Consider the following 11,955-nt stretch of genomic DNA (forward strand, 5'->3'; position numbering starts at 1 on the left):
GTTTATTCGTTTTCAGGCCGCTTTCTCTAGCTGCGCCCGACGTACCACCGCCGCCAGTCGCTTCAACCCTTCATCCAGTCGTGCCGGATCGATATGGCTGAAATTCAAGCGCAAATGCCCATGATGATTATCTGGCTCGGGAAAAAATGGCTCCCCCGGCATAAACGCCACATCATTGGCCAACGCCTCTTTGAGCAACGTTCGCGTATCCAGCGGTTGCTTCAACGTCAGCCAGAAAAACAGCCCACCCTGCGGCATGTTCCAATCCGCCAGATCAGCAAAATGTGTCTCCAGCGCCGCCTGAAACGCATCGCGCCGCTGCCGATAAAATCCACGTAACTCACTCAAGTGCTGCTGATATTTCTCAGTGCCGATCCACTGCAACGCCTGCCACTGACCGATGCGGTTGGTGTGCAGATCCGCTGATTGCTTGAGTTTGAGCAAGTGCGGAAACAGATCGGGACTGGCAATCAGGTAGCCGACACGCAATCCCGGCAGCAAGGTTTTCGACACGGTGCCGGTGTAGATCCAGCTGGATTTCTGCAGGCGTCCGGCAATCGGTTTGGCGCTGCCGCCATCGAAAGTCAATTCACGGTAGGGCTCGTCTTCGATCAGCGTGACGCCGAATTCATCGAGCAATGCCGCAACGGCGGCGCGCTTGGCTTCGCTGTAGCGCACGGCGGACGGATTCTGAAAGGTCGGGATCAAGTAGATGAAAGCCGGACGATGCTGCTCCAGACGCTCGCGCAGTTGCGCCAGGTTCGGGCCGTCGGACTCCTGTGCCACGGTCAGGCAATCGGCGCCGAACAGTTGGAATATTTGCAGCGCGGCGAGATAGGTCGGCGCCTCCAGCAAAATTTCCGTGCCTTTGTCGATGTACAGCTTGGCCGCCAGATCGAGGGTCTGCTGGGAACCACTGACCACCAAAACTTGACCCGCCTCGCATTCCAGGCCAAGCGCCCTCGCCTCCGCCGCCAACGCTTCGCGCAACGCTGGTTCGCCTTCGCTCATGCCGTATTGGCCGAGCGCCAGCGGCATGTCCGCCCATTCGACTTTCGGCAGCATGGCTTCGGCGGGCAAGCCGCCAGCGAACGACATCACCTCCGGACGCTGGGCGGCGGCGAGGATTTCACGGATCAAAGAACTTTTAAGGCGCGAGACACGTTCGGAAAAAGCCATGGCGGTCACCGGTAGCAAGGGGTTCGAAAAATGAGTCAAACTGATTGACTGAAATTACGACAGCTTGAGTGAGTACGTCAACATGCTTGACCTTAAAAATCCGTCCAGTCAGCAACAGGCCATGGAAGCGTTTTTCTTCGGCTATCAGGCCTTCACCGCCAAGGCTGATGAAATGCTCGAGCGCCGTGGGCTATCGCGGGTGCATCAGCGCATCGTGTTTTTCATCGCGCGGTACCCGAATTTGAGCGTGAAGGAATTGCTGGGATTGCTCGGCGTAAGCAAACAGGCGCTGAACATGCCGTTGCGGCAGTTGCAGGAAATGCATCTGGTGGACAGCGTGGCGTCCGAGGCTGACAAGCGTAAGCGGCTGCTGGAGTTGACGGCCGAGGGGGCGAAATTTGAACAGGCCTTGCGGCGTGAGCAGGTGAAGTTGCTGGAGCGGGTGTTTGCCGAGGCTGGCGAGGCGGCGGTGAATGGCTGGTTGGCGGTGAATCTGGCATTGGGGAAAAGTCAGACACATCTCGACTGACAGGTGCGCCCTCTTCGCGAGCAGGCTCGCTCCCACATAAGAGCGCATTTCCCTGTGGGAGCGAGCCTGCTCGCGAAGGGGCCAGGGCAGGCGATATATCCCTATCGACGGAACTTTCGTAAACAAAACCAAAAACAATATTTGCTTTATTTGTACACAAAAGCATAATCCACAGCGTGCGAGTTCCTGACCGCATGGTCAACAAATTCGCGTATGCCTCAAAGGGTCGCTGCCACCCCTCATGGGTCCGGCCCTGGAAATAACAATAAAACTCTTGAGGAGTACTCGCTGTGGAAAGCCGCAAATCCGAAGCATCGACGCTGGACCTCTCGCCACCATTACGCAGTGGCCTGCTGGAACGTCTGTTTAAACTCAGCTTGCATGGCACCACGGTGAAGACCGAGCTGATTGCCGGTCTGACAACCTTCATCACCATGGCCTACATCATCTTCGTCAACCCGAACATCATGGCCGATGCCGGGATTGACCACGGTGCAGCCTTCGTCGCCACCTGTATCGCCGCTGCGTTGGGCTGCCTGTTGATGGGCCTCTACGCCAACTGGCCGGTGGGTCTGGCGCCGGGCATGGGCCTCAACGCGTTCTTCACCTACACCGTAGTCGGCACCATGGGCTACAACTGGGAAACCGCACTCGGTGCGGTGTTTGTCTCCGGTGTGCTGTTCATGATCCTGACCTTCTCGCGGATTCGCGAGTGGCTGCTCAATAGCATTCCGGTCAGCCTGCGCTTTGCGATGGGTGCCGGTGTCGGTCTGTTCCTAGGTCTGATCGGCCTGAAAACTGCTGGCATCGTCGTCGATAGTCCGGCGACGCTGATCAAACTCGGCTCCCTGCGCGAACCTGGCCCGCTGCTCGCGGCCATCTGCTTTCTGATGATCGCGATCCTCAGCTATCACAAAGTGTTCGGTGCGATCCTCATCAGCATCATCACCGTAACCCTGGCCGGTTGGGGCCTGGGTATCGTGCATTACGAAGGGATCATGTCGACTCCGCCGAGTCTGGCGCCGACGTTCATGGCGATGAACGTCGCTGGCGTATTCAACGTCAGCATGATCAGCGTTGTCCTGGCCTTCCTCTTTGTGCACATGTTCGACACCGCCGGCACCCTGATGGGCGTCGCCCAGCGCGCCAATCTGGTCAACGCTGACGGCCGTATCGAAAACCTCTCACGCGCGATGAAAGCCGACAGTGCCTCGAGCGTGTTCGGCGCCGTGGTTGGTGTCCCTCCAGTGACAAGCTATGTGGAAAGTGCTGCCGGTGTGGCCGCTGGTGGTCGGACTGGTCTTACCGCAGTCACCGTAGGTGTGCTATTTATAGCGGCAATGTTTTTTGCACCGCTGGCCGGCATGATTCCCGCCTACGCCACCGCCGGTGCACTGATCTACGTGGCGATGCTGATGATGGGCGGCATGGCCCACATCGAATGGGACGAAGCCACTGACGCGATCCCGGCCATCGTCACCGCGATCATGATGCCACTGACCTTCTCGGTCGCCGACGGCATCGCGCTGGGCTTCATCACCTATGTGGCGTTGAAGGCCGGTACCGGCAAGTACAAGGAAATTTCCGTCAGCCTGTGGGTGCTCTGCGCGATCTTCATCGCCAAGTTCATCTTCTTGTAAGCGGCGCGCGGTTCAAGCTTCAAAACGGCCTCACCCTCGCGGGTGGGGCTTTTGCACATTCTCGATACCAACAAAAAAGGAGGAAAGTGATGAGTCTGGAAACCTGGCTGCTGTTCAGCGGCGCTGCATTGGTGGTGATCCTCATTCCCGGGCCACTGTCACTGCTGATGATCAGCAACAGTCTGAATTACGGTTTGCGCCGTTCTTACCCGGCATTTCTTGGCGGGGTAACAGCATCGATCTGCTTGCTCAGTGCCTCGGCGCTGGGCCTGGGCGCGCTACTGCTGGCATCGGAACAGCTGTTCAGCGCCCTTAAAATTGTCGGCGCTCTTTACTTGTTCTACCTCGCCTGGCAGAGCTGGCAGCAATCGCGCCAGCCATCGACGGGTGCCGAAGTCCCGCAAACAGCGGCCGTGCCACGCTTCCGCGCACTGTTCGGGCGCGCCTTCGTGCTAGGTGCAAGCAATCCGAAAGACATCCTGTTCTTCGCCGCCTTCCTGCCCCAATTTCTCAACGCCGAGCAACCATTCCTGCCTCAGTTACTGGTCATGATCGCTACCTGGACCGTGCTGGATCTGCTGTGCAAGCTGGCATACGGCCTTGGCGCCCATGGCGCAGCGCGCTACTTGCGTAGCGGCAAGGGACAAAGTTGGTTCAACCGGATCAGCGCCGGGTTGTTTGGTGGAGCAGGCGCCGCGTCTTTGCTCAGCAGCCACTGATTGAAATAAACCCGTGCATTGAGCAACCGCCAATGACAACCACCCTGAGCATTTAAATATCCAGGGTGGTTTCTCATCCCCGGTACGACGTAGCGGCATTAATTGCCCGGCCTGACTAGCGCCCAATCGTAATACATCGCAATACCCCATCGATGTACAGCAACAAGGATTTGCTCATAACATCACGCCTATTCCGTACAACAAATTGCCCTGAACAAGGATGTTCAAATGGCCACATTGATTCAAGACTCCGTCATACACCATGACACCGTCGTCATTAACGACATCGATATTCATACCAATGAAAAAACAACTTCGACTCTGGATTTGAACAGTCAGTCGGACAATTCAGCGCTGCCTAAAAACCCTGCAAAGACCGCTCAACTGAAAATGGTCGATGACTTGTTCGGTCCGATCGAGATTGGTTCGCTGTCGGTGACCCGCGTTTCCCTCGATATATTGGGCGCCACGATCGACGGTCAGTCCTTGAACGGTCGAAACACTTTTTTCCGCACACCGAAGCGCTCTTTCATCAACTCGTTACAGTTCAACCCGGCCAATGTCGAACTGCAGATGCGGCAATCGGCGGGTACAGACAGTTATCTATTACCGTCGCTGCTATTCGAAGTTGCCAGCCGACGTCCACTGACGGCGCCTCCTGTAATGAAAGAAGCAGTTGGCGAGGAGATCGATGCGGACGGCTATCGCGGCAAACTGCAGAAACTCTTGAATGCGGCACAGAGACTCGATCTCAGACACGCGCAATTACCCCGAAAAACACATCGCTGGGTCAATATCGCCAAAAGTACGACGACGCTGGGTTCGAGCCTCGGTATTCAGGGGTTTGGAATTTACATGGGCTTGCGCGGAATTTATGACGGGATAAGAACCAACAATACCGACGAGATCGTGATCAACACCACCGGCCTCGCCTCCGAGCTGGGTTCCATTGCCGTTGATATCGCCGTGACCCGGTCCGCGACGCAGATGCTCAAAGCCGGACACAGTGCCTACACCGACTTTGTCAAAACCCGATTTGCGATCAGGTTGAGCCGCTCCGGAGGCCTGGTCGGTGGCGCCCTGACGCTGCCTTTCGATATCTATACCGCCGTCAGGTCATTCAATGCTGCCGACAATGCAAAAGGCAAAGAGGCCATAGACCATTACGTCAGCGCTGGTTTGAGTATCGCCAGTGCCGGCATGACAGTGATTCTCGGCCTGGCCGCACTGGCCGGTTTTTCATTCGCCGGGCCGGTCGGCCTTCTCGCGGGTGCGTTGCTTGCCGTCGGCTCACAGATTTATGGCGCTGTACGGATCGTCGATGACATTGATGATTACATCGAACTCACCGACGAGGAGCGCTGGCGTACAGGCTGGTTTTCGTTCGTGGGAAAGAGTCCCGACAAAGATGTCCAGGACCGCTATTCCATAGCCAAAGCCACGGTTGAACATAGCCGGCAATTAAAACGGACCGCCCGAAGATTGCTCGATGGGACCTGGGAGAAAAAGCTCGAAGCTGTCGTCAACGGTGCATTCGAAGTAGAACTCGAGCCGAGCCGCAGGCTAATCAGAAACTGGTGGACCAAGCAGGACAATTGGGAAACGGTCGATGTGCCAAAAATCAAAGGCAGGGATGACACGATCGATGCCCGAGACGGCGTCACATCTGATACTCCCGGCGCAGAACTGGGAACCGCCGCAGCGCACAAAGGCGTCATCTGGTTCATCGGCGACGGTAAAGACGTGATCAAAGGAGTGAAGGAAAAACCCAACACGGTTCATTACGGCGCGGGGAAAAAAGATCTCACGGGAGGCGAAAAAGATGACCGGTTTGTCTTCGAAGCGGCCGGGAAGCTGATCGAGACGGGCGCCGACGTGCCCGGGTATTCGAAGATCAGGGGCGGCTCTGGCAACGATACGCTGGTGCTGGAAGGCAACTACATCTCAAGATTGCCCGAAGGCTCCGGTTATGACGTCGACCTGCAATACGGTACGTTGCATGTCAGCGTGACAGACAGTGAAACAGAGGACGGGAAAAAACATACCTTCCATAGTTTGCTCGAAAGTATTGAAAACATTGAGACCGTGCCTGGCGCCACGTCAACCGTCAACGGTACGGACGGCGCCAATATCATCAGATCCCAAGGCAGGGACACGATCACCGCAGGCGGTGGCGATGACCAGATAGTTCTGTCTCACACCGGTGCCTCTGCACACGGAAACGCGGGAATGGATACTTACATCATTGCCCACGTCCCTGGCGATCTGGCCATCTTCGAGGACGGTGAACAGGCCAGCGTTATTGCGTTGAACTGGCGAGCGGATCAGATTGAAAGCTGGGCCATCAAAGAAAACAGCCTGGTAATCACATCACGATTCGACTTTTATGAGATGCCCAGGAATGTTGTTTCCGTCCATGACATTTACCAGCAAGTGAATGGCAGGCTCACGCTGAAAAACAATCAACTGACGTTTATCACCAAGGATGACTTTCACCTGGTGCCGGACTTGCCGGAAACCATCGAACACAACAAGAACATTGATGTACAGGCAGTGATTAGCAAAGTCGGGAGACGACAAGGTCCGATTATTCTTAACGCCGATACACATATCATCAAAGACGACAGACCGCTGGACTTGTTCATCCCGAAAACCCATGACCTGACCACGCTTTATCTAGCGAAAAAACGCAATTCGGTAACCCGTCTGTTTGTGGACTATTCAAGCGCAGAACTGAGCAAAGTCGAGGCCCGCTTCGGCGCCAGAATATCCGACGCCAATGGCGACCTGGTGGTGGGGTGTGATCTGTCCTGCCACTTTGCAGATAAATCGTTACTCATCAAAGGCTACTCGACCAAGCGTGGCGGCATGGACCCGATGAATCTGCTGAAGATCCTGAGAGCCATGGACACTTATCTCGATCATAAAGTGACACTGGTCTTCAAGGATGGCGTCGCAGCGAATTTACGCCTGACTCCGGAAACCGAGGCACAACCCGCTGATGCAAAATTTGCCATGTATGCCTTCACCGAATGGACCACTCCGATTTCACTCCCGCTGCAACTGCTGCCCGGCGACTACGCCTACGACCTGACGCAGAATGAGCCGTACCAACTGAAGGCCAATGCCGGATGCGCCAAGCTCTACGCTTATGCGCTCCAGCCCGGGCTGGACACACTGGAAGGCCAGGGCTCGACATACCTGGTTCACCTTGCCGCCAACATGCATATCCGTCTGTGTACGCCGGGCGCCCTTGCCAGCTCCAGCCTGCGCCTGCCATTTGCATCCACCTGGGACCTGGACGCCACGGAGCTCGGCAAAGTCGACATCACCCTCGAAAACAACCAGTTGCGAATCGGCACCTGCGTTATTCACCTGCCGACTTACGACAGCGAAGACCTCATCGACCAGGTGCGTGTGATCACCGAAAAGGGCATCGTCCACACCGTCGACCTTTCCTTTGACTGGGTGTATCAGGATGGACTGGACGCACGGTTCTTTGAAGAGCCCGATGCGACGGCGGCGTTGCCGGACGAATTCGCATCGGTCGCCGACAAAGTGCTGAAAGTCAGGTACATCGCCCTGCCCGACAATGAGCCCGGGACACTGAGTTACAGCTTGCCGATGCGGCGATGGATCCTGGATAGCGACAAGCGTCGAGTCATCGATTACTCGCAGCTGCAGGTTTTCAGATATTGCACGCATCAACGACCAAGCCTGTTAACCCCGGCACCTCCACTGATCGAGGTTCCGGCGGCGTGAGCCTCCGTGCCGGGTAACGCCCGACAAATCTGCATCATCCGCAAGAACGATCACTGACGCCTCGAAACCTTCCCAGGCCCGACTCATCGGGGCTGGCAGCGCGTGCGTCCGGCGAATGCAAACAGATCATTTCCTTATTCAGAAACGCCTATCAACAGGATGTTGTTCATGGCCAAGCCCCCAAAGAAAGTCGCTGGTTCCGCCAGTACCGATACACCCGCCACCACACGACTACCCGAGGCAGAGCCCCTCACAAATCGTCTTCAGGCAGCCGGCCCTTCCACCGTGCGACTGCCTGGCGATCCGACGCCCATCGCGCATTTACCGAATGTGCAGGTTGACGCTGATTTGAGTCGACCCGCCGTGATCGTGAGCGACATGCCGCAACCGGCCGTCGAATCGGCGAGGAACGAAATCGCCTGGCCGCGCAGTCGCTATGCGGAACTGACGCCTTTCGGAGCCGCAGATAGCGGACTGTTTGAGGGGCCGGATTTGCGGGTATACGCAGAAATAGGTACGGAAGGCCGCTTTCAGGTCGAGCAGAACGCACAGGGGATCTACCACGTACCGCTTTCCTTCGCGCCCGGGGTTCCCGGGCCGGTCCTGGCGAAAATCGACGGCCAGCCACGCTGGCGTATCGAACGCCCTGGCTGGCAATCACCACCGATCTCGTCCGAGTTTCCCCCAAGCTCACGCTCACCCGCCTACCTTGCCCCTCAATTGACTGCTCTGCTGGAGCCGGCAATTTCGACGGACGGAATCCGTTACGACAAGCACAATAAAGCCTACGTCGAAATGGAAGGGGGGATGGTTCTGGTGGGCAAGCGCCGCGACGGGCACTACCAGGAAATATCCGCCAGCGAACGATCGTCCTCCGGTGCCGAGGTGGAGATGATTCCGGGCACGAAACTCTGGCGCCGGAAAGTCCCGGTCAGTCCGATTGAACAGCCCCCCGCGCCATCAGGCCTGCGTCCCACTGCCGAGTCAGACGCTGCCCAGCCTGGCCCAGGCAAGCGACCACGGCTCGACGCAGGCGCGATTCCGGAACAGCCAACCTCCGCTGACGCGGATCAAACACCATATTTCTGGTTGCCGTGGGGCCATTTGAACCCACCGTCATCGGGAGAGTCGGTGCAATTGGGCTGGCTTCATTACTCGATCGTGCCAATCGGCACGGCCCCCAACCGGCTTCCCAAGGTGTACTTCCTGCAGCACCCGGAGTTTGCACCGGCGTATTTCGATGCCTTTGAACAGATGTCGCGCGACGCACCTGACTTGCAGCCGGTTGCAACCTTTCGCATCGGGTATGAGCCGGGCGAGGCGCGACCGGGCAAACGCTTCTTCGAGAAGCCGTTGTCGCAATCCGTCGCCGAGACCTTCGTGGATTTTTCCGCGTTCACTTCACGGGCCGTCGCCAGAAGACTGTTCGAACTGTCGGATTACCCACCAGCCATCACGGCCACCGGACTGATGAACATACAGGCCGTGTTGCATCAGTGGAACCACAAGCCCTTCCCCACGGTGCCTGCCTATGCCGACCCGCTCAACCTGTTGCCCGTCGCTTCCACCAGCGAAATCGCGGGCAGGAAAGTCATCAAACTGCTCCCGCAGATCGAGGGTGAACTGCACAGGCTCACCTTCGATCCGCAGCATTTCGCGTTCGAATGGCGGCACTACTCGGCTGACCCTTCTGACTACAACCTGCGGCGTCTGGTCGGCGCCCTGCTGATCCGCAGTGGCTATGACGTTTTCCCGCTGACGCACGATCACCGCAGACCGGCGCTGGTCTTCAAACGCGCAGATCAGGAGACGGTATTTTTCCTGAAACTGGGGGTGCTCAACCATGAACTGGTGGTGCATAACACCCTGCCGGGTACCGAGTTGGCCGATCCGGATCTGCCCGCACGCATCGGCAGTGCCGCGCACCTCGCGCTGACGAGCGCCGAGGCACAAAAGAATCTGGTGTGGTTGATCGGCGGCGTGCTGAAGACCGAGTCGGCCGCCGATTCGGTGTTCATTCTCAGAGAGCGTTGAAGCCCGCCGCCCCCCCCTGTGTCTCGCGCCTCGAGGGTTCCCAAGCGGCCACGGATACTCTTCGATAACACTGACATGCCTTGCATCATCTGGCCACAAAGCAAGACGTATATACCGCACGCCACGACTGCCGATTGCCGAACATAAGTGCTCTTGAAACCCGCCGCGCGATTTCAGAATCGTTGCGGCGCAAGTTCGCCTGATCATTTTGGCGCGTCCGCTGCAGAGCCTCGGATGCCGCTTTATCGGAGCACTTCAATGGCTAAGCCACCCAAGAAAATTCCGGCTTCAACGTCAGCCGATACATCACTGCCTCCGCCGAGGCCAGACACCCCGGCGGATACGCGCGCAGGCACCGGGCTTTCCATCGCCGACACGGCAGGCGGGAGTCCGACGCCGGGTTCATCCTCAGCGATGATCGTCTCCGATGTGCCCGGCCAGCGCCCAAGCGTCATCGTCAACGCCCTGCCCGACCCGCTGCCCCACTCACCCGTCCAACCCACGCAAGCGGCGCCGGGAGCAGCAGACTCGACGCCGCCGCACGCAGGTGCTGTGGAGGGGGCCGGCAACCTCAACATTGCACCTGAGCTGGCGGCACTGCTGATGAATACCCCGCACACGCCGGAAGGTTTTCGTCACGACAAACGTGGTGCGTCGTATATCAATATGGAGGACGGCAGTCTCTGGCTGGTGCGCAGACAACCCGAGGGGCATTACCGGCAAGCCTCGGCCCATGACCGAAACTGGCTTGGCGCTGAGGTTGAACTGATTCCCGCCAGCAAACTCTGGCGGCGAGTAGAGCCGACATCCACGACGGCAAAACGTCCGCAGGCAGATCCAGAGCTCCCGCCTGCTGAAACGGCGGGGCCGAGCAAACGCCCGCGTCATGAACAGGCCGACACCGCTCGGGCAGACGCATTGATGGAGTCGTTGATTTCGCGACAGCCGAATGTTCTGGATTTGTCTGCTGGCCAATGGAAAAACTGGGGGAAAACCAGCAAACCGGAACAGGGCGACTCGATAGAAATAGACGGCGCCCACTTCTCGATTGTCTCCACTGGCGGTCAACCGCACACCGGCCTGGTTTACGTACAACATCCGCGATTTTCGCCCGAGGGCTACGACGGTTTTGAACACGTACTGATCAATGAGCCTTCACATCAGCCGAAGTGGGCAATCCAGCGCGACGGCCAATGGCACGTCGTGGAAAACCATTTGCCGTTCGAAATGCCAATGGCGCAATACGTCTCCAGTGCCTTCAAATATTTGTCGGAACATACCGAGCGCGCCCTCGCACGCGGGGTATTCGATCACAGCAGACAATCCAAAGCCCTCGACAACCATGCGTTGTCGATGATGGTGTTGACCTTTCGGCACTGGCACGACCGCATCAACAACGAAGCGCCGACCACACGCGGCCTTCTCGACCCGTTGATGCTGTTGCCCAGACTGTCGGTACAGCCCGACCCACTGTATCCCGGCGGCCTCCTTTCCTTGCCCCCGTCCAACGCGCATAGGTTTCAGCGGATCGATTTCGATCCACAGAAGTTTCCCGGTGAATGGGCCGAATACGCAGCAGCACCCACCCCTGCCAATCTGCGCAACGTGTTCGGCACGCTTCTGCGCAACAACGGCTACACGCTCCATCCGTCCTCGCGCGCATTGCAGGAAGGCGCATTGATCTTTCACCGCGAAGGCGTCGCTGCGGTGTTCGTGTTGAAACTGCCGCGCATCACCGGTCACTCGATTCCTCGCCCCACGCTACCAGGCAGCGAAATCTCCGGTTCCGCGTTTCAGGCAAGGCTGACCCCCGCGGCCCAGCGCGAATTGAACATTCACCTGGCCCAGAAACAGGTCATCTATCTGGTGGGCGGCGTGCAACCAACCGGGCCGGGCAAAAAGAGTTTCTTCATCGTCAGAGAAGGCTGAAAGCCGTTCGTAACCCAATAACCCAATGGAGCACCAAGGATGGTGAAGCCACCCAAACCAATTCCACTGACCATATCGCCCGACACCTTGTCGACTCCGCCGAGACCGGGATCGAATCAGTCCGCGGGCCCCCGTTCCGGCACCGACACTCCCGATCTCGCGG

Annotated in this window: 7 protein-coding genes; 6 read left to right on the forward strand and 1 reads right to left on the reverse strand. The window is 57.8% G+C overall.

Translation table 11 applies throughout. From position 1 onward, the window contains the following. Positions 1–12 precede the first annotated feature (12 nt). Positions 13–1,179, reverse strand: coding sequence for a PLP-dependent aminotransferase family protein (locus HUW52_RS22295; protein WP_175554929.1), 1,167 nt, complete (start codon positions 1,177–1,179; stop codon positions 13–15). An 82-nt stretch (positions 1,180–1,261) separates the two neighbouring features. On the opposite strand from HUW52_RS22295, the gene HUW52_RS22300 reads away from it, so the two are divergent. From HUW52_RS22300 to HUW52_RS22325, 6 genes are all read left to right on the forward strand, one after another. Then, positions 1,262–1,708: a MarR family winged helix-turn-helix transcriptional regulator gene (locus tag HUW52_RS22300; RefSeq protein WP_175554930.1), complete on the forward strand. Its 447-nt coding sequence runs from the start codon at positions 1,262–1,264 to the stop codon at positions 1,706–1,708. A 290-nt stretch (positions 1,709–1,998) separates the two neighbouring features. Then, positions 1,999–3,348 (forward strand): NCS2 family permease, encoded by a 1,350-nt coding sequence (locus HUW52_RS22305; RefSeq protein ID WP_141129337.1) that lies wholly within the window; start codon positions 1,999–2,001, stop codon positions 3,346–3,348. 89 nt (positions 3,349–3,437) lie between these two features. Continuing rightward, a complete protein-coding gene (locus HUW52_RS22310; RefSeq protein ID WP_016982883.1) occupies positions 3,438–4,067 on the forward strand; it encodes a LysE family translocator in 630 nt (209 codons plus the stop codon). A gap of 228 nt (positions 4,068–4,295) precedes the next feature. Beyond that, positions 4,296–7,829 carry a calcium-binding protein gene (locus tag HUW52_RS22315; RefSeq protein ID WP_175554931.1) on the forward strand — a complete coding sequence of 1,178 codons (3,534 nt, stop codon included), beginning with the start codon at positions 4,296–4,298 and terminating at the stop codon, positions 7,827–7,829. Between the two features lie 168 nt (positions 7,830–7,997). Continuing rightward, complete coding sequence (locus HUW52_RS22320; protein ID WP_175554932.1) at positions 7,998–9,863, forward strand: hypothetical protein; 1,866 nt, start codon at positions 7,998–8,000, stop codon at positions 9,861–9,863. Between the two features lie 234 nt (positions 9,864–10,097). After that, positions 10,098–11,792, forward strand: coding sequence for a hypothetical protein (locus HUW52_RS22325; protein ID WP_175554933.1), 1,695 nt, complete (start codon positions 10,098–10,100; stop codon positions 11,790–11,792). Positions 11,793–11,955 lie beyond the last annotated feature (163 nt).

The organism is Pseudomonas sp. 43A (assembly GCF_013363935.1).
In the GTDB taxonomy this organism is placed as follows: domain Bacteria; phylum Pseudomonadota; class Gammaproteobacteria; order Pseudomonadales; family Pseudomonadaceae; genus Aquipseudomonas; species Aquipseudomonas crudilactis.

Coding starts and splice junctions, on each gene's coding strand:
- HUW52_RS22295 (WP_175554929.1), bottom strand. CDS start 1,179: ATGGCTTTTTCCGAACGTGTCTCGCGCCTTAAAAGTTCTTTGATCCGT.
- HUW52_RS22300 (WP_175554930.1), top strand. CDS start 1,262: ATGCTTGACCTTAAAAATCCGTCCAGTCAGCAACAGGCCATGGAAGCG.
- HUW52_RS22310 (WP_016982883.1), top strand. CDS start 3,438: ATGAGTCTGGAAACCTGGCTGCTGTTCAGCGGCGCTGCATTGGTGGTG.
- HUW52_RS22315 (WP_175554931.1), top strand. CDS start 4,296: ATGGCCACATTGATTCAAGACTCCGTCATACACCATGACACCGTCGTC.
- HUW52_RS22320 (WP_175554932.1), top strand. CDS start 7,998: ATGGCCAAGCCCCCAAAGAAAGTCGCTGGTTCCGCCAGTACCGATACA.
- HUW52_RS22325 (WP_175554933.1), top strand. CDS start 10,098: ATGCCGCTTTATCGGAGCACTTCAATGGCTAAGCCACCCAAGAAAATT.